19 protein-coding genes, 3 tRNA genes and 1 riboswitch are annotated in these 20,639 nt (G+C 59.9%); of the genes, 3 read left to right on the top strand and 19 right to left on the bottom strand.

Annotated elements, in window-relative coordinates:
- Positions 1-99: 99 nt before the first annotated feature.
- From nuoI to ASE04_RS18755, 14 genes are all read right to left on the bottom strand, one after another.
- Positions 100-591 (bottom strand): NADH-quinone oxidoreductase subunit NuoI, encoded by a 492-nt coding sequence (nuoI, locus tag ASE04_RS18690; protein ID WP_056820199.1) that lies wholly within the window; start codon positions 589-591, stop codon positions 100-102.
- Positions 591-860 carry a hypothetical protein gene (locus ASE04_RS18695; RefSeq protein WP_056820202.1) on the bottom strand — a complete coding sequence of 90 codons (270 nt, stop codon included), beginning with the start codon at positions 858-860 and terminating at the stop codon, positions 591-593. The genes nuoI and ASE04_RS18695 overlap by 1 nt, the downstream gene beginning before the upstream one ends.
- Complete coding sequence (gene nuoH, locus ASE04_RS18700; protein ID WP_056820205.1) at positions 860-1,900, bottom strand: NADH-quinone oxidoreductase subunit NuoH; 1,041 nt, start codon at positions 1,898-1,900, stop codon at positions 860-862. The genes ASE04_RS18695 and nuoH overlap by 1 nt, the downstream gene beginning before the upstream one ends.
- Before the next feature lie 12 nt (positions 1,901-1,912).
- Positions 1,913-3,994, bottom strand: a complete 2,082-nt coding sequence (gene nuoG, locus ASE04_RS18705; RefSeq protein WP_056820207.1) for an NADH-quinone oxidoreductase subunit NuoG — start codon at positions 3,992-3,994, stop codon at positions 1,913-1,915.
- A gap of 217 nt (positions 3,995-4,211) precedes the next feature.
- Positions 4,212-4,844 carry a hypothetical protein gene (locus ASE04_RS18710; RefSeq protein WP_056820210.1) on the bottom strand — a complete coding sequence of 211 codons (633 nt, stop codon included), beginning with the start codon at positions 4,842-4,844 and terminating at the stop codon, positions 4,212-4,214.
- Positions 4,845-4,849: 5 nt separating this feature from the next.
- Positions 4,850-6,154: an NADH-quinone oxidoreductase subunit NuoF gene (gene nuoF / locus ASE04_RS18715; RefSeq protein WP_056820211.1), complete on the bottom strand. Its 1,305-nt coding sequence runs from the start codon at positions 6,152-6,154 to the stop codon at positions 4,850-4,852.
- Positions 6,155-6,164: 10 nt separating this feature from the next.
- Positions 6,165-7,298, bottom strand: a complete 1,134-nt coding sequence (locus ASE04_RS18720; protein WP_056820215.1) for an NADH-quinone oxidoreductase subunit E — start codon at positions 7,296-7,298, stop codon at positions 6,165-6,167.
- 16 nt (positions 7,299-7,314) lie between these two features.
- On the bottom strand, positions 7,315-7,587 hold the full coding sequence (locus ASE04_RS18725) for a hypothetical protein (RefSeq protein ID WP_056820217.1): 273 nt from the start codon (positions 7,585-7,587) through the stop codon (positions 7,315-7,317).
- Positions 7,587-8,777 (bottom strand): NADH-quinone oxidoreductase subunit D, encoded by a 1,191-nt coding sequence (locus ASE04_RS18730; RefSeq protein WP_056820220.1) that lies wholly within the window; start codon positions 8,775-8,777, stop codon positions 7,587-7,589. The genes ASE04_RS18725 and ASE04_RS18730 overlap by 1 nt, the downstream gene beginning before the upstream one ends.
- A 73-nt stretch (positions 8,778-8,850) precedes the next feature.
- Entirely contained in the window at positions 8,851-9,453 is a 603-nt protein-coding gene (locus ASE04_RS18735; RefSeq protein ID WP_056820224.1) for an NADH-quinone oxidoreductase subunit C, read from the bottom strand.
- Positions 9,454-9,468: 15 nt separating this feature from the next.
- Positions 9,469-10,053 (bottom strand): NuoB/complex I 20 kDa subunit family protein, encoded by a 585-nt coding sequence (locus ASE04_RS18740; protein ID WP_056820227.1) that lies wholly within the window; start codon positions 10,051-10,053, stop codon positions 9,469-9,471.
- Positions 10,044-10,409 (bottom strand): NADH-quinone oxidoreductase subunit A, encoded by a 366-nt coding sequence (locus ASE04_RS18745; RefSeq protein WP_056820230.1) that lies wholly within the window; start codon positions 10,407-10,409, stop codon positions 10,044-10,046. Before ASE04_RS18745 ends, ASE04_RS18740 begins: the two co-directional genes overlap by 10 nt.
- A 323-nt stretch (positions 10,410-10,732) precedes the next feature.
- Positions 10,733-10,809: transfer RNA gene (locus ASE04_RS18750), tRNA-Asp, on the bottom strand.
- Positions 10,810-10,860: 51 nt separating this feature from the next.
- Positions 10,861-10,937 (bottom strand) — tRNA-Asp (locus tag ASE04_RS18755).
- A gap of 395 nt (positions 10,938-11,332) precedes the next feature.
- Here ASE04_RS18755 and ASE04_RS18760 point away from each other — a divergent pair.
- A tRNA-Val gene (locus ASE04_RS18760) sits at positions 11,333-11,408 on the top strand.
- Between the two features lie 212 nt (positions 11,409-11,620).
- Positions 11,621-12,226 (top strand): class I SAM-dependent methyltransferase, encoded by a 606-nt coding sequence (locus ASE04_RS18765; protein ID WP_056820233.1) that lies wholly within the window; start codon positions 11,621-11,623, stop codon positions 12,224-12,226.
- 6 nt (positions 12,227-12,232) lie between these two features.
- On the opposite strand, the gene ASE04_RS18770 is transcribed toward ASE04_RS18765, so the two are convergent.
- Entirely contained in the window at positions 12,233-12,634 is a 402-nt protein-coding gene (locus ASE04_RS18770; protein ID WP_056820237.1) for a (R)-mandelonitrile lyase, read from the bottom strand.
- A gap of 233 nt (positions 12,635-12,867) precedes the next feature.
- Between ASE04_RS18770 and ASE04_RS18775 the strand changes: the two genes are divergently transcribed.
- Positions 12,868-13,854 carry an aldo/keto reductase gene (locus ASE04_RS18775; protein ID WP_056820240.1) on the top strand — a complete coding sequence of 329 codons (987 nt, stop codon included), beginning with the start codon at positions 12,868-12,870 and terminating at the stop codon, positions 13,852-13,854.
- A 65-nt stretch (positions 13,855-13,919) separates the two neighbouring features.
- Here the strand turns inward: ASE04_RS18775 and ASE04_RS18780 are convergent, their stop codons facing one another.
- The 4 genes from ASE04_RS18780 to lon all read right to left on the bottom strand — a co-directional run bounded on the left by ASE04_RS18780 (position 13,920) and on the right by lon (position 20,358).
- Positions 13,920-16,133, bottom strand: a complete 2,214-nt coding sequence (locus ASE04_RS18780) for an esterase-like activity of phytase family protein (RefSeq protein ID WP_056820469.1) — start codon at positions 16,131-16,133, stop codon at positions 13,920-13,922.
- An 82-nt stretch (positions 16,134-16,215) separates the two neighbouring features.
- The gene (locus ASE04_RS18785) at positions 16,216-17,115 is read right to left on the bottom strand and encodes a DMT family transporter (protein WP_056820244.1); all 900 of its coding nucleotides are present in this window, start codon (positions 17,113-17,115) and stop codon (positions 16,216-16,218) included.
- 78 nt (positions 17,116-17,193) lie between these two features.
- Positions 17,194-17,340: riboswitch (FMN riboswitch) on the bottom strand.
- Between the two features lie 121 nt (positions 17,341-17,461).
- Positions 17,462-17,737, bottom strand: coding sequence for a DNA-binding protein HupB (hupB, locus tag ASE04_RS18790; RefSeq protein ID WP_018900220.1), 276 nt, complete (start codon positions 17,735-17,737; stop codon positions 17,462-17,464).
- Between the two features lie 206 nt (positions 17,738-17,943).
- Positions 17,944-20,358, bottom strand: a complete 2,415-nt coding sequence (gene lon / locus ASE04_RS18795) for an endopeptidase La (RefSeq protein ID WP_056820248.1) — start codon at positions 20,356-20,358, stop codon at positions 17,944-17,946.
- Between the last annotated feature and the right edge of the window lie 281 nt (positions 20,359-20,639).

A 20,639-nucleotide genomic window follows, 5' to 3' on the forward strand; every position in this document is an offset into this window, starting at 1 on the left:
CCTGCCCGATGAAGCTTCGCGCGGAATTATCCGGCAAAACTCCGGTGCATGTTGACCGGAAGCCGCGTCAGGCGCGGCGTTCCGGCATTTCAATTTCGATCAACGGTACGGCGCATCCAGCGCGATGTTGCGCGCAATTTCGCGCTCCCACCGGTCGCCGTTATCCAGAAGCCTCTGCTTGTCGAAGTAGAGCTCTTCGCGTGTTTCGGTCGCAAATTCGAAATTCGGGCCTTCGACGATCGCATCGACCGGGCATGCTTCCTGGCAGAAGCCGCAGTAGATGCACTTTACCATGTCGATATCATAACGGACCGTGCGACGGGTACCATCGTTGCGGCGCGGGCCGGCTTCGATGGTGATCGCCTGGGCAGGACAGATCGCCTCGCACAGCTTGCAGGCGATGCAGCGCTCTTCGCCGTTGGGATAACGACGCAGTGCGTGTTCACCACGGAAGCGCGGGCTGACCGGCCCCTTTTCGAACGGATAGTTGACCGTTGCCTTCTGCTTGAAAATGTAACGGAATGTCAGCCAGAACGCGCTGATGAATTCCCGCAGGAACAACGAGCTGACAGCGTTGGACAAGCCTGCCATTATTTAACTCCATTCGCCTGGCTGGTTACGATGTAACCAGCGGCCGCAAGAACTACCGTGAAAACGACTGGCATCCAGAACCGGTATATAAACCGAGTGTGCTTCTCGAGCACCTCCAAGTTCCATCCGGTCAGCGGCATTTTCCAATCATCACCCATTTTTTCGCGCTGTTGCCGAAGAACCCTCGGCAAAGCAAATTTGTTGGCAGCTGTCGCAAGACCTAAACCCACTAGGCCACCTGCGATCACAGCTGCAATCTGAAGCATCATCACGAACCCATCAGCTTCAGCACGAATGCAACGATAACGACCATGCCGAGCGACAGCGGAAGGAAGACCTTCCAGCCGAGGCGCATGAGCTGGTCGTAGCGATAGCGGGGGACGAATGCCTTGACCATCGCGAACATGAAGAACACCAGGCACGACTTCAGCATGAACCAGATGATGCCCGGAACCCAATTCAGGAACCATACATCGACCGGCGGCAGCCAGCCTCCGAGGAAGAGGATCGTCGTCAGCGAGCACATCAGAACGATGGCCGCATATTCGCCTAGCATGAACATCATGTAGAGCGCGGACCCGTACTCGACCATGAAGCCTGCGACGAGTTCGGATTCAGCTTCCGGAAGGTCGAAGGGCGGGCGGTTCGTTTCAGCCAGCGCCGAAATGAAGAAGATGATGAACATCGGGAACAGCGCGAGCCAATGCCAATCCAGGAAGGACGCCGGCAGGCCGAGGCGCGTTCCGATCCCGCTCTGCTGAGCGTGAACGATATCCGTCAGGTTCAGCGAGCCTACGCAGAGCAGAACGGTGACGATAACGAAGCCGATCGAGACTTCGTAGGACACCATCTGCGCGGCCGAGCGGAGTGCGCCGAGGAACGGGTACTTCGAGTTCGAAGCCCAGCCACCCATGATGACGCCGTACACTTCGAGCGACGAGATCGCGAAAATGTAGAGGATGCCGACGTTGATGTTCGAGATCACCCAGCCATCGGCGAACGGCACGACGGCCCAGGTCGACAGCGCCAGAAGCACGGTAACCAGCGGCGCCAGAAGGAAAACCGCCTTGTCGGCGCCGGCCGGAATGATCGGCTCCTTGAAGACGAACTTCAAAAGGTCGGCGAAGGACTGGAAAAGACCCCACGGGCCCACCACATTCGGACCACGACGCAACTGCACCGCTGCCCAAATCTTACGGTCGGCCAGCAGGATGTAGGCGATGAAGACGAGAAGGCAAACGAGGACGAGAAGTGACTGACCGACCATAAGGAGGCCAGGCAAGACATAAGTTGAAACAAACGATTCCATAGTCCCCTGCCCTTACTCTGCCGCGACTTTAAAGTTGTTGCGGGCCAATGCCGAGCACTCCGCCATTACGGCCGAAGCGCGCGCGATCGGGTTCGTCAAATAGAAGTCTTTGACCGGCGACGCAAACCCGGATTTGTTCATCTTGCCGGCTTTTTTCGCAACTGCGGCAATTTTGGCGCTGTCGCTTTCGGCGATCTCATCAAGTGCCGCGAAATGCGGGAATGCCGCATAGAGCTTCGCGCGCAATTCGCCAAGCGAATCAAACGGAAGCTTCTTGCCTAGCACGTCGGAAAGGGCACGGATGATCGCCCAGTCCTCACGGGCGTCGCCAGGCGCGAAGCCTGCGCGGTTGCCCATCTGAACGCGGCCTTCAGTGTTGACCCAGGTGCCGGACTTTTCGGTGTAGGCAGCGGCCGGCAGAATGACGTCGGCATAATGGGCGCCGTTGTCACCATGCGATCCGATGTAGACCGTCAGCTTTGCCTTCTTGGCAGCGAAATCGAGTTCGTCGGCGCCGAGAAGGAAGAGTACATCCATCGCCGCCAGCATTTCCGCAGCATTGACGCCCTTTGCGCCCGGCACGAAGCCGAGGTCGAGGCCGCCGACGCGCGATGCCGCCATGTGCAGGACGGCAAAGCCGTTCCAGCCCTCGACAACCGCACCGACTGTGCCTGCAAGCTTTGCAGCGCTTGCGAGAACGCCGGCACCATCAGCGCGCGACAGCGCGCCCTGGCCGATAAGGATCATCGGCTTCTTGGCATCGGTCAGCACCTTGGCGAAGGCGTGGTTGCCGTCGACGAGATCCTTCAGCGTATCAGGGCCAGCGCCGAGATATTCGTAGTCATAGCGCAGTTCGCCGGCTTCACCGATCACACCGATCGGGAAGTTGCCACGGCGCCAACGCTTGCGGATGCGAGCATTGAGGATGGCAGCTTCAAAGCGCGGGTTGGCGCCGATAATCAGCAGAGCATCCGCCTGTTCGATGCCTTCGATGGTCGGGTTGAAGAGGTAGCTTGCACGACCGAGCGACGGATCAAGTGCCGCCCCATCCTGGCGACAGTCGAGGTTCTCGGAACCAAGCGACTTCACCAGCTCCGACAGAGCATACATTTCCTCGACGGATGCAAGGTCACCGGCGATCGCGCCGACCTTGTCGCCGCTCGTTGCCGAAACAGCAGCCTTGATGGCGCCAAAGGCTTCGCCCCAGGTCGCAGCCTGCAGACGGCCGTCCTTGCGGACGTACGGGCGGTCGAGACGCTGCGTCTTCAGGCCATCCCAGATGAAGCGGCTCTTGTCGGAAATCCACTCTTCGTTGATCTGGTCGTTGACGCGCGGCAGAACGCGCATGACTTCGCGGCCACGCGTGTCGACGCGGATCGCGGAACCGAGGGCGTCCATGACGTCGATCGATTCGGTCTTGTTCAGTTCCCACGGACGAGCCGTGAAGGCGAAAGGCTTCGAGGTGAGCGCGCCGACCGGGCAAAGGTCAACAACGTTGCCCTGCAGCTCGGAGGTCATCGCCTGCTCGAGATAGGTGGTGATTTCGGCATCTTCGCCGCGGCCGATCAGGCCGAGTTCGGAAATGCCGGCCACTTCGGTCGTGAAGCGAACGCAACGCGTGCAGTGAATGCAGCGGTTCATGACCGTCTTGACGAGCGGTCCGATATACTTGTCCTCGACGGCGCGCTTGTCTTCCTGATAGCGCGAGCTGTCGATACCAAACGCCATCGCCTGGTCCTGCAGGTCGCACTCGCCGCCCTGGTCGCAGATCGGGCAATCCAGCGGATGGTTGATCAGCAGGAATTCCATCACGCCTTCGCGAGCCTTCTTGACCATCGGCGTGTTGGTGAAGACCTCAGGCAGTTCGCCGTTCGGGCCGCCGCGGATATCGCGCACGCCCATGGCGCAAGATGCCTGCGGCTTCGGCGGGCCGCCCTTCACCTCAACAAGGCACATGCGGCAGTTGCCGGCAACCGAAAGGCGCTCATGGAAGCAGAAGCGCGGAACTTCAGCACCAGCTTCCTCACACGCCTGAATGAGGGTGTAATGATCCGGAACTTCGATCTCGTTGCCGTCAATCTTCAGTTTTGCCATCGTCACTCAGTCCTGTTTTCCGTTTGCCGGATGGCGGCAAACAAACCTATTCTGCAACAATTTCGCTGCCAGGCCGGATTCTGTCCCGTTGGCATCGGTGTCGCTCAAATTCTCCGCTCACCCCGAGATCCGGGATCAGCTTTCGGCCTCTGCGGTTTCGAGCCCCTGCCCTCCACCGTTCTGCCTTGACCATGCTCCGGCCTTCCGGCCGAAAAAACTACTTCCGTTTGCGGCCCTTGGCAGCGAGCGCCTTTGCCTGCGCTATCCAGCCGTCACGAGCAATGCGACCATCAAAGCCGAGTTCGGCGTCGATGCGGACCGCGTCCTCTTCGGACCAGCCGGCGATAACGGAGAAGCTGCGAATGCCCTTGGCATTCAACACCTGCTCGATCTTCGGGCCGACGCCGGAAATTTGCTTCAGATCGTCAGCCTTGCGGGCGCGCGATGCGGTCTTTGTAACCACGTCCGGCTTTACGACTGGTTGCTGAACCGGAACAACCGATAGCTTCGCCTTGGCAGCGGCTTGGTCTGCGGGTGCCGACCGAAGATTCTCCGGGCGAACCTCGACTTCGGGCTTGCTTTCGTCGGGCGGCGTTTCATCGAGAACCGCCGCGAGCTTACTGGTTGCGTCGAGCGCACCCTGCAAGGCACCGAGAAACGCGCCCGCCATCTGCGTCGAAAAACCAAAGCCGATCGCCGTGGCCGCAGCCATCGCGGCGGCCGGGTTTACCATTACAGGCGGCATCGGCAGCGCACGGGCGCTTTCCAGCATCTCGGCGGCAAGACGGCCGAAGTCGGCCGAGAAATCAGCCGCCCCTTCCTTGTCTGTGCCGTCGGATGCCTTCGTCATCGTGCTTACTCTGCAGCCTCGAGAACCGCGCCGTGATCCAGCGCGCTCGCCGTATACTGGTCGATGCGTGCTTCGATCTCCGGACGGAAATTACGGATCAGACCCTGCACCGGCCATGCGGCAGCATCGCCGAGCGCACAGATGGTGTGGCCTTCAATCTGCTTGGTGACCTGGAACAGCATGTCGATTTCGCGCTTCTGGGCGTTGCCCTTGGCCATACGCTCCATGACGCGCCACATCCAGCCGGTGCCTTCACGGCACGGCGTGCACTGTCCGCAGCTCTCATGCTTGAAGAAGGCCGAGATACGGGCGATCGCCTTGATGACGTCGGTGGACTTGTCCATGACGATCGCGGCGGCCGTACCGAAGGACGAGCCGACAGCGCGAAGGCCGTCGAAATCCATCGGGCAGTCAATGATGTCCTTGGCCGGAACGATCGGGCACGACGCACCGCCCGGAATGACCGCCAGCAGGTTGTCCCAGCCGCCGCGAATGCCGCCGGCGTGACGATCAACGAGCTCACGGAACGTGATGCCCATCTCTTCTTCAACGGTGCACGGCTTGTTGACGTGACCGGAGAGCATGAACAGCTTGGTGCCGACGTTGTTCGGACGGCCAATCGCCGAGAACCAACCGGCGCCACGACGCAGGATGGTCGGAGCAACGGCGATCGACTCGACGTTGTTGACGGTCGTCGGGCAGCCGTAGAGACCCATGTTCGCCGGGAACGGCGGCTTCAGGCGTGGCTGGCCCTTCTTGCCTTCAAGGCTTTCGAGCAGCGCGGTCTCTTCGCCGCAGATGTAAGCGCCGGCGCCGTGGTGGACGTAGATGTCGATCGGATAGCCGAGCTTGTTGCTCTTGCCGAGCAGGCCGTAGTCGTAGCACTCGTCGATCGCGGCCTGGAGGGCTTCGCGCTCGCGGATGTACTCACCACGCACGTAGATGTAGGCAGCATTCGCACCCATGGCGAAGCTTGCGATCACGCAGCCTTCGATCAGCGTATGCGGATCGTGGCGCATGATGTCGCGGTCCTTGCAGGTGCCCGGCTCCGACTCGTCGGCATTGACGACTAGATAGTGCGGGCGGCCGTCGGATTCCTTCGGCATGAAGGACCACTTGAGACCGGTCGGGAAGCCTGCGCCGCCACGGCCGCGCAGACCGGAGGCCTTCATCTCGTTGATGATCCAGTCGCGACCCTTTTCGAGGATCTGCTTGGTGCCGTCCCAGTGGCCGCGGCTCATCGCGCCCTTCAGGGACTTGTCCTTGAGGCCGTAGATATTGGTAAAGATGCGGTCTTTATCTTGTAACATGCTTCACCTCTTACCGCGGCTTCTTACCGAAGACCTTGATATATTCCGCTTCGCCGCCCTTGGCGAGCGCCTTGGCCTGCTTGATCCAGTCGTCGCGCTCGATGCGACCCTTGAAATTCAGGTAGCCGTCGACCCATTCGCGCTCGGCCTTCTTCCAACCCGCGACCTGCGCGAAGGTGAAGATGCCGAGTTCGTGGAGCGTGCCCTCGATCTTCGGACCGACGCCGGAGATCAGCTTCAGATCGTCTGATGTCTCGGGCTTCTCGATGCCAGCAGGACGGTTCTTGTCGCTCAGCGAAGGCTTGGCGACATTTTCAACCAGCGCGGCTGTCGCCCCCGCCGGCTGTTCTTCCACCGCCTTGGCATTCTTCGCGGCAGCCTTCGGCGCCGTGACAGGCGTTTTCAGGGCTGCGTTGGTTTCAGCGTCGGTGCTCTTCGGACGCGCCGCTTCAGACGGGGGAACCGGAGCAGCATCGACCTTTGCAGTTGCGGCTTCGGCTACAACCTTCTTGGCGGATGCCTTCTTCTTCGGCTCCTCGTCCGTCAGGGACGTCGGGCCGCCTTCAGGCGAAGAGAAGTGACGATCGATCTGCGGGCCAACCTTGATGCTGGCGCCGTTGCCGGCTTCGAACGTGTCGATGATCTCTTCGAGACGCGCCGGCGTCAGATCTTCGAAGGTATCCTTGCCGATCATGACCATGGGCGCGTTGACGCAGGCCCCGAGACATTCGACTTCTTCCCACGACAGCGTGCCTCCAGCGTTCCGCTCGAAAGGATGATGATGGATCTTGCTCTTGCAGACCGCCATCAGGCTTTCCGAGCCACGCAGCATGCAAGGCGTCGTGCCGCACACCTGGATGTGAGCGCGCGTGCCGACCGGGCCAAGCTGGAACTGCGTGTAGAAGGTCGCAACTTCGAGAACACGGATATAGGCCATGTCGAGCATATCGGCGATCTTCTCGATCGCGGCTCGGGTGACCCAACCATCCTGTTCCTGCGCCCGCATCAACAGCGGGATGACAGCGGATTGCTGACGGCCTGCGGGATATTTCTGGATCGTCTTATCCGCCCAGGCTGCGTTCTCGTCATTGAAGGCGAACGCGGCTGGCTGGAATTGATCTTCGGCTAATCGACGAACGGACATTCTTCCTCACGCCTTGTCAGTTTATGGTCCCGCACTGCGATGCCGTCAGAGACTTCATCTCGCATGCGTAGGCCGACTGGTCTTTTTGCAAAAACACAACGAACTTGCCGCCGTTCGGAACGGCGGCCTTGATTTCATAGCCCTTGGACAAAAGCTCGCCCAAGGATGCCTTCGATGCCGGCGGCTGCACCTCGTCCTGGCCCAATTTAGGGCCCATTCCACCGACGTCCTGAGCAAAGGCTCCGGAAGAAGCGAAAAGAACGAGAGCGGCGAGCGGCAAAAGCTTCATCAGCGGTCTACCTCACCGAACACGATATCGAGCGAACCGAGCACTGCGGTCACGTCGGCAAGCATGTGGCCCTTGCAGAGGAAGTCCATCGCCTGCAGATGGGCATAGCCCGGGGCGCGGATCTTGCAACGGTAGGGCTTGTTGCTGCCGTCGGCGACGACGTAGACGCCGAACTCGCCCTTCGGCGCTTCGACGGCTGCATAAACTTCGCCGGCTGGAACGTGATAGCCTTCGGTGTAGAGCTTGAAGTGGTGGATCAGCGCTTCCATCGAACGCTTCATCTCGCCGCGCTTCGGCGGCACGACCTTGCCGTCGATCGACGAGACCGGGCCGGTCTTGGCACTGCCCATCAGGCGCTCGACGCACTGCTTCATGATGCGAACCGACTGGCGCATTTCGATCATGCGGATCAGGTAGCGATCGTAGCAGTCGCCATTCTTGCCGATGGCGATGTCGAATTCCATGTCGTTGTAGCACTCGTAGGGCTGCGAACGGCGCAGATCCCAGGCAGCGCCCGAACCGCGAACCATGACGCCCGAGAAGCCCCAGGACCACGCATCCTCCAGTGAAACAACGCCGATATCGACGTTACGCTGCTTGAAGATACGGTTGTCGGTCAGAAGGCCTTCGATATCGTCGAGGATCTTGAGGAATGGGTCGCACCACTTGCCGATATCCTCGACCAGCTCCGGCGGGATGTCCTGGTGGACGCCGCCCGGACGGAAATAGGCGGAGTGCATACGCGCACCACAGGCGCGCTCGTAGAACACCATCAGCTTTTCGCGTTCTTCGAAGCCCCAGACCGGCGGCGTCATCGCGCCGACGTCCATGGCCTGCGTCGTCACGTTCATGATGTGCGACAAGATTCGGCCAATTTCGGAGTACAGAACTCGAATCAGCTGACCGCGAATCGGAATTTCGAGCTTCAGCATCTTCTCGACGGCGAGCGCGAAAGCGTGCTCCTGGTTCATCGGCGCGACGTAGTCGAGACGATCGAAATAAGGAACGGCCTGAAGATAGGTCTTGGTTTCGATCAGCTTCTCGGTGCCGCGGTGCAGGAGGCCGATATGCGGATCGACGCGCTCGATGATTTCACCATCGAGCTCGAGCACGAGACGCAGAACACCGTGCGCGGACGGATGCTCCGGTCCGAAGTTGATCGTAAAGTTGCGAACGTTATGTTCAGTCATAGCGACGCGCTCCGCGCTGGCAATTGGCATGAGACGGCGAACAGAGAGGCTTCAAGAAATCCGAGCCTCATCTTCACTTCGCCGCCTTCTCGTCGCCCGGCAGCACGTAGTCGGTGCCTTCCCACGGAGACGTGAAGTCGAAATTGCGGAATTCCTGCTTCAGTTCGACGGGTTCGTAGACGACGCGCTTGGCAGCGTCGTCGTAACGCACCTCGACGTAACCTGTCGTCGGGAAGTCCTTGCGTAGCGGGTGACCTTCAAAGCCGTAGTCCGTGAGGATACGGCGAAGGTCGGCATGACCGGAGAACGGAATGCCGTACATGTCCCAAGCTTCGCGTTCGAACCACTCGGCGCCCTTGTAGACCGACGTAGCTGATGGAACCGACTCACCATCGGCGACGGCAACCTTCACGCGGATGCGCAGGTTCTGCGTCGGAGACATCAGGTGATAGACGACATCGAAACGCCGTTCGCGCTGCGGCCAGTCGACGCCGCAGATATCGATCATGCTGATAAAGCCGCAACGTGCGTCGTCGCGCAGGAACGTCAGCAGCGCCAGAATCGTTTCCGGCGTCGCGGTTACGTTCAGCTCGTCATAGCTGATGGATGCATCAAGAAAGAGGTCGCCACGCATCTCACGGAGATACGAGGACAGTTCGCTCAAGGCTTCACTCATGACAGTCCTCCGCCCTTAGCGCTCGATCGTTCCGGTTCGACGGATCTTCTTCTGCAGAAGCAGCACCCCGTAGAGCAGCGCTTCTGCCGTGGGGGGACAGCCCGGCACGTAGATATCGACAGGAACGACACGGTCGCAACCACGCACGACCGAATAGGAATAGTGATAGTAGCCGCCGCCGTTGGCGCAGGAGCCCATCGAAATGACGTAACGCGGCTCAGGCATCTGGTCGTAGACCTTGCGAAGCGCGGGCGCCATCTTGTTGGTCAGCGTGCCGGCAACGATCATGACGTCGGACTGGCGCGGCGAAGCGCGCGGAGCAACACCGAAGCGCTCCATGTCGTAACGAGGACCGGAGACCTGCATCAGGCCTTCGACGGCGCAGCAGGCGAGACCGAACTGCATCCACATCAGCGAGCCCGTGCGGGCCCAGGTAATCAGATCGCGCGTCGACGTGACGAGAAAGCCCTTGTCGGCCAGCTCGTCGTTGATTTCGCCGAAAAATGCATTGTCGCTGCCGATAGGCTTGCCCGTTGCGGGATCAATGATGCCTTTCGGGTGCGGCGCGACGAGCGCCTTGTCGCTTGGGGCTACTCCCATTCCAGGGCTCCCTTTTTCCATTCATAGATAAAGCCGATGGTCAGCACGCCGAGGAAGACCATCATGGACCAGAAGCCGAACCAACCGATCGCGCCGAAAGAAACGGCCCACGGGAACAGGAAGGCGACCTCGAGGTCGAAGATGATGAAGAGGATCGACACCAGGTAGAAGCGGATATCGAACTTCATACGGGCGTCGTCGAATGCGTTGAAGCCGCACTCGAAGGCCGAAAGCTTTTCCGAATCAGGCGCCTTGTAGGCAACGGCGAACGGCGCGATGAGCAGCGACAGGCCGATTACAAGGGCGATACCAATGAAAATAGCGATCGGAATATAGGAACTGAGCAGTCCAGTCATCAGGTTCTTCCCTGCTTGCGGGCAGCGCCGGGAGGCGCAGGTGGGCAATTGCCCGGCAAGCGAACGTGCGTTGCAACAGAGCCGTGGTTAGCGCAGCCAGCGCCACGGCGCAAGACTTTTAGAGCACCAATTCGACTGTCGAGCCGCGACATTATCAAGCAGATGCAATGATGTCGCGACAAATCCACACAAGTTGATTCCGACTGCATGCCAGCCCATCGGATAATGCATGGCTCGCGGCAAAAGATGACGCCGAAGCGGATCAGAAAGAACGCGAGCGCGCATCCAGAAATTTAAGGCGGCAAACGGAGGAGAAGAAGAAATGGCGCGAGTGACGGGGCTCGAACCCGCGACCTCCGGCGTGACAGGCCGGCACTCTAACCGACTGAGCTACACCCGCGCACTATGGACAGAAAACCGGATCAAGCACCTTGAAGTACTTATCTTGAAATGGCGCGAGTGACGGGGCTCGAACCCGCGACCTCCGGCGTGACAGGCCGGCACTCTAACCGACTGAGCTACACCCGCATTCATTTCAAGCGATCCAGAAGCTTTCGCGTCCTGGTCAAAGCAGCGTTGCCGCTTCGATGAGCGGCTAACTAAGGGGTTCGCATTTCAGTGTCAAGCAGCTTCGGAGACAAAACGATGACAGTGCGCGAATTGTTTTTGGAAAAGCGGAATCCACAGGCAAAATCAGAGCATTAATAACAACGTCCTTATAGAGACGAATGGAACACCATTATACGACGCGGCCTCCCCTCGCCCATGCAAGTGTTTTCCACAACACGAAAAGCCAGGACAAAAGGCGTCGCACGCGGCTCCACGAAAAAAATCAAAAAATCTTCACAAACACTCTTGCGGTTTTTCCGCGATCCGCATAGATCACAGCTACCGACGCGGCGGACATTATCCGCACAGCGAGCGGGCGATTAGCTCAGTTGGTAGAGCGCCTCGTTTACACCGAGGATGTCGGGAGTTCGAGTCTCTCATCGCCCACCATTCTTTTCCCTTCCGAAATTTGAATGTTTTGAACCACCCTGACAGGCTATGTCTGCTGTTTCCGGCAATGGAATCGCGTTCGTTACAGCTATCTGCGCGCTCACGCGCGATATCTTGAACGTCTCGAGGGTAGCCAAGCGCGTGACCGCCTCGCTATATGGTCGGAAGGGCTCGTCGCTTCGAGCCCCGATCGAAACAGCAGAGATTAGAACATGAAAACACGCGAAGAACGGCAGGCGCAGCGTGCAGCCATGCCGCGCACGACACTCGCCGCTCACCATATGGAGAATGCTAGGCTTCTGCCGGACCGCGGCGAACTGCTCTATCGCATTCCGAACGGCGGTATCGGCGTCGAAGTCGGCGCAGCCTTCGGCGAATACACCGCGGAGATCCTGGAAAAGAACCGCCCTTCGCAGCTCTACCTCATCGATCCCTGGAGCATGGATCGCTACAGCTCCGGCCTCGATCGCGTCCACACGCAATTCAAGAGCGAGATCGAGCGTGGGCAGCTGCACCTGATGCAGGGCACCTCGCTGGAAAAGCTCTCCGAGTTCGAAGACGGATTCCTCGATTGGGCCTATATCGACACGGATCATTCGTTCGAGCTGACCTGGCAGGAGCTGCTGATCTGCGAGAAAAAGGTCAAGCGCACCGGCCGAATCGCCGGGCACGACTTCTGCACGGGCAATACGGTGAAGCCCATCGTCTACGGCGTCGTCGAAGCCGTCGCCAAGTTCTGCAAGGACTATGGCTGGCAGTTCGAGTTTCTGACCGTCGAATCACACGCCCACTTTTCCTATTGCCTGAAGCGGCTCTGAGCGGCTTCAGGTCTTTCCCGCATATTCGTCGTCACTGACCTGCTCCATCCAATCGGCGGCTTTTCCGTCGAGTGCCTCGTGGATTGCAATATGGGTCATGGCGGTGTCGGGTGCGGCGCCGTGCCAGTGCTTCTCGTCAGGTGCAAACCAGACGGTATCACCGGCACGGATTTCGCGAATCGGCCCGCCGGCGGTTTGCGCCAGGCCCTTGCCCGAGGTGACGATCAGGGTCTGGCCGAGCGGATGGGTATGCCAGGCAGTTCTGGCGCCCGGCTCGAAGGTGACGCTGACCGCCCTCACCCGAGCCGGAGCCGGCGCCTCCATCAATGGATCCTGGCGAACCGAGCCGGTGAAATATTCCGCTGGCGCCTTCATCGAGGGGTGTGATCCGCAGGGTTTGATTTCCATTCGATTCCCTTTCGACTATCGCGAACATGTCTCTCGATCGTAGGCCAAACACCGCTTTCATCCAAGCGGTCGGCTGAGATCGGCCGCGCAGTGCGCCACCCCGCATCTTCTGCCCCAAAATACGATCACGGAGACGGCGATTTAAAGGGGCTGCGCTCTATCTCCGTTGCGGGTGCTTGCTCGTTGCCTGAGCCACTGCTAGTGCCGAGGCATTCGTTACACGGAGGATTTCCATGAAACAGCATTCTTTCGGCCACCTGCCCCATACCGTCACCAATATCGGCTTTGGCGCCTGGCAGATCGGCGGCGCTTGGGGCGACGTCAGCGAAGCCGATGGCCGCGACGCCTTGAACGCGGCACTCGATGCCGGCATCACCTTTATCGACACGGCCGACGTCTACGGTGACGGTCGCTCTGAAAAGATCATCGCGGATGTTTTGGCTAGCCGCAGCGGCGAGAGGCCGATGGTCGCGACCAAGGCCGGTCGCCGGCTCGATCCTCATGTGGCCGACGGCTACACGAAGGCCAATCTCGAGGGTTTCATCGACCGCAGCCTGAATAACCTGCGTGCCGATAGCCTCGACCTCGTGCAATTGCACTGCCCGCCGACCGAGGTTCTCTATCGCCCCGAAGTGTTCGAAGGCCTGAACGAATTGCAGAAGGCCGGCAAGATCATGGGCTACGGGGTCAGCGTCGAGAAGGTCGAGGAAGCGCTGAAGGCTATCGAATATCCGGGTGTCGTCAGCATCCAGATCATCTACAACATCTTCCGTCAGCGGCCAGATCACCTGTTTTTCCAGGAAGCGCGCCGGAAGAACATCGCCGTGATCGCTCGCGTGCCGCTGGCAAGCGGCCTGCTCTCAGGCAAAATCACCCGCGAGACGACATTTGCGAGCGACGACCATCGCAATTTCAATCGCCATGGCGAAGCCTTCGACGTCGGCGAGACATTCGCGGGCGTGCCGTTCGAGGTCGGCCTGCAGGCAGTCGAGGAAGTACGCAAGCTCGTTCCAGCGGGCGCAACGATGGCGGCCTTCGCACTGCGCTGGATCCTGATGAGCGATGCCGTCACCGTCGTCATCCCCGGCGCGCGCAACGCCGAGCAGGCGCGCGCCAACGCGGCGGCAGCAAGCCTTGCGCCGCTCTCGCACGATGTGATGGAGGCGACGCGGGAGATCTACGAGCGGCTGGTTGCCCCTTATGTCCACCAGCGCTGGTAAGAGAGAGAAATAACAAGAATGGCCGGGCTTGGACCCGGCCATTCTTTTTCACGGCTCAGCCGATCTCAGTTCGTGCCGACGAGGTCGACCGGGAAGAACAGGGTTTCGCCCGAGGAATCATCCACGCCGTCATTGTCGGTGACCGCGTAAGGCTTGCCCGAGGCATCGAAGGCGAAGCCTTCCAGCTTGTCGAGAACATACCCGTTGGTGGCGGCCTTCAGTTCCGGAAGGAAGTCGTGGGCTTCGGTCTTCTTCACGACCGGCAGCTCGCCGCCGAGCTTGGCGGGCTTCAGATCGGATATCGCGACCTTGTAGAGCTTCTTCAGCTTGGCTGCGTCACCAACGAGATTGTCGCGCTCGATGATGTAGACGCTGTCGCCGTGAGCGGAAATCTCGGAAAGACCAACCCAGCCGGATTCGGACTTATCAAGGGGATAGCGGACGGCGCCCCATTCCTTGCTCTTCGGGTTGTACGAGACAAGCTTGACGAAACCCTTCTCGTCATCCTTCCACTCGCGCTGAACCGCCATCCAAAGCGTCGCATCGTCGCCCGAGCCGACGATCGTCACACCTTCGAAGCCGTAGCGGATTTCGTTGGCGATCAGTTCCTTCGGAAGAGCGATTTCCTCCTTGATCTCGCCCTTCGGGTTTACGTGGTACAGCGCGTGCGGGACAAGTTTCTCGCTGTTGCCTTCCGAGGCGAGCCAGAACCAACCCTTTGTATCGACGGCGATACCTTCAATATCAAGCTTCTGCGCCGGCTGGCCATCGCGCTTCACGGTCAGCGTTTCAGTAATCACGGCCGGCTTCTTGGAGGCATCGATCGTGTAGATCGTCGGCTGCATGCCGAGAACACTGTCGCTGACCGCGAACAGTTGACCCGGCTTTTCCGGAACCGCGGCGAGGCCCGACAGTGCGGCAAAGCCGACCGGATTGCCGTCCTTCTCGGCGGCAACGATCTGCGGATAAGCCATTTCGCCTTCGCCAAGCTCGTAAAGCATCACGTGAGACCGCGGGCCGCCATCCTTGCCGAGATCGACTTCGTTGGCGGTGGCGAGAAGATTGCGGGACGGCACAGCGACAGCGCCCTCGGGCGAGACGCCTGATGGAAGGATCTGGAGGAGCTGAGGCTCGGCACCGGTATCCTCGGCACCGGTATCCTTGTAGACCCCCACGACGGAGGCGCGCTCGGCAAGCAGGAATATGTATCGCTGACCACCGATCGTTGCCACTTCCAGCCCCTCGGGTTCGACGCCCTTGGCGCCAGATCGCTTGTCCGGATAATGGCCCGTATTGGCAACGGTACGTTCGAAAGTGGCACCGGATTCGTAGAGTACCTTGCCGGTCTTGTCGAAGATCGTGAAGCCGCGCGAGCCGCCCTGATAGTCACCCTCATTGGCGACAACCAGACGGTCGTTGTCGAGCCACTTCACCGCGTCGGGCTCGCGTGGAACACCCTTGAGTTCGCCGGTGAACTTCAGTGCGCCATCGCGCTTGGTGTCGATACCGGCAAGATCGACGCTGCCTGCTGAGAAGTGCGCCTTCACCGCAGCGGTCGTCGCGTCGATGATGACGATTTCGTTGTTTTCCTGCAGGGTCAGGGCGATCTCGTTCTGATCGTTGAAGGAGACGAACTCCGGTTCCGGATCCTCAGGCGCAATGCCTGCAAGGCCGGTCAGCGTCACGTGCTTGATCGAACCGCAATCGACCGCGCCGTTCTTGACCTGGAACACCACCAGGTCGCCTGCCGGCATTTGCGGGAGCTTGCCGTCGTTGACGTCTTCGTCGCGCTCGTTTTCGATCGCGATCGCACCCAGCGTCTTGTCCTTGTTGAGAGCAATCGAGTCCGGCTGTCCCCCGAGGTCGCAGGTGCTCTCGATCTTCCGGGTGGCGACGTCGACGATCGCGAGGCGGCCGGACGGCTTCGCCTTGCTCTCCGACGTGTTGACGGCAACCAGCGCCTTGCCGGCGGCTGATGTCACGGATGTCGGCTCGCCGTCCATCATCACCGCGCCCCCGGACTTCGGCGCCCTGGTATCGGAAATGTCGATGAACCCGATCGCACCGAGCGGGCTGTCGCTGTAGATCAGCGTCATGCCATCGTCGGTGGCCGTGATGATTTCAGCCGAGGTGGCCGAAAGCTTGTCCTTTCCCTCGGGCAGGTTGGATGCCACCGCAAAGGTTGCGATACGGTTGAAAACGGGCTCCGCGGCGGCCGGAAACGCGGCCGTCGTCAGGAGCGCCGCAACGAGCACTGTCTTGCGCGATAGTGTTGTCATGAAATCCCCCATGAATTCAAACAAGGGGGTTTTGCGGGACGGGCATGACACCGGAATGACACCGGTGTCATATTCTGATGCGCTAGGCGGTCCGCCGCTCCTTCTTCATTTCCTTCCGCATGATGAAAAGCGATGCTCCAAGGATCAGGAACGCGCCCAACCAGAGATACCCCGTCGGCGCATAACCGAAGACCAGCCAGCCGGCGAAAACATTGAGGGGCAGCTTCAGGTCGTCGAAGGGCTGAACGTAGGCAGCATCCGCAGTCGTATAGGCGAGCGTCAGGAAATACTGGGCAATTACGGTCAGCAGACCGGCGGCGACGAGCAGGAAGAGAATCTGGCCGGACGGGACGCTGAAGCCGGCGGCGAGCGCCACGGCCCCATTGAACGGCGTCAGCAGCGCAAGCAGCCAGACAGTGATAGTCTCCGGCCGCTCGACCCCTGTTAGGCTCTTGGTGATCAGCGACGAAGCGCCCCACAGAAGCGCCGACAGAATCGGCAGAAGGGCGGCCCAGGTAAAGCTATCCGACCACGGCTGCAGGATGATCATCGCGCCGACAAAGCCGACACCGGTGGCGGCCCAGCGTGAAACGCCCACATGCTCGCCGAGAAAGATGCGGGCGCCCATGATGATGAAGAACGGCGAGGTCATCACCAGTGCGATGGCCTGCCAGATCGGCACCGATGCCAGTCCCGCGACCCAGGTCAGCACGCCGGCGGCGGCAAACGCCACTCGAACGACGTGGCGCCAGGGGTAACTTGTTCGCATCGCGCGCAGGCCGACGCGGAAAAGAAAAGGAAGAGAGAAGGCCAACGCGAAGGCATATTGCCAGAAGGCGGTCGCCGCCGAGGGAAAGCCGAGCTTCATCGTCAGCCACTGCGTGACGATATTGAGGATCGAGAAGGCGATGCCTGCGGCGATCATCCAGGCGGCGCCCGCGAGCGCGCGGGAAGAAGAAAATACGGGAGAAGTCTGATTCATGTCTTTCATCCGAAGTGAACACAAATCAGGACGCATGAGCACGACGCCACGGTCAGGGCTTGCACCCTCACCTGCCTTGCTCATTCTCTTTCATCCGGACTTTAACCGTCGGCTCCGGAATTGCACCGGATCTGCTGACCCTCCCGGCAAGCCGGCAGGCGCTCGCGGGCTCGAGCCAAAGCTCTTACCGCCGGTGGGGACTTTCACCCCGCCCTGAGAACAGCCATTTCGTATGGCAAACCGTCGAAGCCGACAAGTCTGCGCCATGAAAAAAGGGTTCGGCTTTCACCGAACCCTCGAAACGCGCGGCGCCGGTCTCGTTACCCGGCTGCCATGCAAATTCGTATCAGCCGTTGACGGCTTCCTTCAGGCCCTTGCCGGGCGTGAATTTCGGCACGTTGCGAGCCGGGATATCGACTTCAGCACCGGTGGACGGATTGCGACCCTTGGTAGCAGCGCGATGGGAAACGGTGAAGCTACCGAAACCAGCGAGGCGAACGTCGCCCTTGCCCTTGAGCTCAGCCTGGACAACTTCGAAAACTGCGTCAACTGCGGAAGCAGCATCGGTCTTCGAGAGTCCTGCCTTTTCGGCAACTGCGGACACGAGTTCATTCTTGTTCATGTTTCCACCCCTTTCTAAATGGTTCGAAACGACTCAAATCTATAGCCGGGCACGGAATAAGGTGCATCAGGCCCGCCGCACCCCAAAGACCCTGCAAATCAACGAAATGCAAGCGCCTACACATGGTTTTCACAAAAAAAGGCTGGCGAAAACGCCAGCCTTTTCAGGGTTTTTAAGCAATTGGGCACGAATGTGGCAAACATGGCTCAATGAGCTATGGTTGCGCCCGTTTCGTCGAGCCCCTCGACCGTGGCGATGACAGGTGTTTCCACCGTTCCATCCCACTCGATCGGCTCCGGTCTGCGGACCAGAGCATGCTTGATCACCTCGCCCATCCGGGACACAGGGATGATCTCTATATTGTTCTTCACGTTGTCCGGGATCTCCGCCAAGTCCTTGGCGTTTTCTTCCGGGATCAGAACAGTCTTGATGCCGCCGCGCAGTGCGGCGAGCAGCTTTTCCTTCAATCCACCGATCGGCAGGACGCGACCGCGAAGCGTGATCTCGCCCGTCATCGCCACGTCCTTACGAACAGGGATGCCGGTCATGATCGAGACGATCGCGGTTGCCATGCCGACGCCGGCCGATGGGCCGTCCTTCGGTGTCGCACCTTCCGGCACGTGGACGTGAATGTCCGACTTGTCGAAGCGCGGCGGCTCGATGCCGAAATCGACAGCTCTGCTGCGGACGTAGGACGCCGCAGCCGAAATCGATTCCTTCATGACGTCCTTCAGGTTGCCGGTCACGGTCATGCGACCCTTGCCCGGCATCATGACGCCTTCGATCGTCAGCAGTTCACCACCAACCTCGGTCCAGGCCAGACCGGTGACGACACCGACCTGATCCTCACCCTCGGCTTCGCCGTGACGGAAGCGCGGAACGCCCAGATAGTCCGAAATGTTCTCGGCAGTAACCGCGACCGATTTCGTCTTACCCTTGATGATCTCGGTGACCGCCTTGCGGGCGAGTTTCATCAGTTCGCGCTCGAACGAACGGACACCGGCTTCGCGTGTGTACTGCTGGCTGATCGCCATCAGGGCATCGTCCGAAACCGAGAATTCATTCGGCTGCAGCGCATGTTCCTTGATTGCCTTCGGCAGCAGGTGCCGCTTGGCGATTTCGCGCTTTTCGTCCTCGGTGTAGCCGGCGATACGGATGACTTCCATGCGGTCCATCAAAGGTGCCGGAATGTTCAGCGTATTCGCCGTAGTGATGAACATCACGTCCGACAGATCGTATTCGACCTCAAGGTAGTGGTCCATGAAGGTCGAGTTCTGTGCCGGATCCAGCACTTCGAGCAGAGCCGACGACGGATCACCGCGGAAGTCCTGGCCCATCTTGTCGATTTCATCGAGCAGGAAGAGCGGGTTGGACTTCTTCGCCTTCTTCATCGACTGGATGACCTTGCCGGGCATCGAGCCGATGTAGGTGCGGCGGTGACCGCGGATTTCAGCCTCGTCACGAACGCCGCCGAGAGCCATGCGGACATACTCACGGCCGGTCGCCTTGGCGATCGACTGGGCGAGAGAGGTCTTGCCGACACCCGGAGGGCCGACGAGGCACAGGATCGGACCCTTGATCTTGGTCGCACGGGCCTGGACAGCCAGATACTCGACGATGCGCTCCTTGACCTTGTCGAGACCGAAGTGATCGGCTTCGAGGATCTTCTCGGCGTTGTTGAGATCCGTCTTGATCTTCGACTTCTTGCTCCACGGAATGCCGAGCAGCCAATCGAGGTAGTTTCGGACAACCGTCGCCTCGGCCGACATCGGGCTCATCTGCCGCAGCTTCTTCAGCTCGGCATCGGCCTTTTCCTTGGCTTCCTTCGACAGCTTGGTCTTGGAGATGCGCTCTTCCAGTTCGGCCATCTCGTCGCGGCCTTCCTCGCCGTCGCCGAGCTCCTTCTGGATCGCCTTCATCTGTTCGTTCAGGTAGTACTCGCGCTGGGTCTTCTCCATCTGGCGCTTGACGCGCGAGCGGATGCGCTTCTCGACCTGAAGGACCGAAATCTCGCCTTCCATGAAACCGAGCGCCTTTTCGAGGCGTACCTTGACGCTGGTGGTTTCCAGCATCTCCTGCTTCTCGGTGATCTTGATCGACAGGTGCGAGGCGACCGTATCGGCCAGCTTCGAGTAATCGTCGATCTGGCTTGCGGCGCCGACAACCTCCGGCGAGATCTTCTTGTTGAGCTTTACGTAGCTCTCGAATTCCGACACGACCGAGCGGCTCAGGGCTTCGAGCTCAACCGGATCGTCATCAGGCTCTTCGAGGACGTGACCGAGGGCTTCGTAGAAATCCTCGCGGTCCGTATAGGAATCGATCTCGGCTCGGGCACGGCCTTCGACCAGCACCTTGACGGTGCCGTCGGGCAGCTTCAGCAGCTGCAGCACGTTGGCGACCGTACCGACATTGTGGATAGCAGACGGTTCCGGATCGTCATCGCTCGCATTGATCTGCGTAACGAGCATGATTTGCTTGTCCGAGCCCATCACTTCTTCAAGCGCACGGATCGACTTCTCGCGGCCGACAAATAGCGGCACGATCATGTGCGGGAAGACGACGATGTCGCGCAGGGGCAAAACCGGATATGCGATGCTCGCAACTGACGTTTTCTTCGTCATTTTATTTCCTTTCCATCGTCCCGTTTCCGGGCTCTTCTGGCGCGGCCATTAGAACCGGCCGCACTCCACTTGAAACAACAAGTGGAGGTTCTGACTATGCTTTTCAAGCTGCACCATGGCCGGTGTCCCCCTGGACATGACAGCTATGCGACAACGGAACACCTTCACTTTGGAGCGCCGTGCCAAATCGGCGGCAACCACTTCCGAAGCGGCTAAAACACAAGCCCGAAACACACCAACGGAATCATTCCATAATTGCCAAGGGCGGGGGAATCCGCAAC

Source organism: Rhizobium sp. Root708 (assembly GCF_001429725.1).
Lineage (GTDB): Bacteria > Pseudomonadota > Alphaproteobacteria > Rhizobiales > Rhizobiaceae > Rhizobium.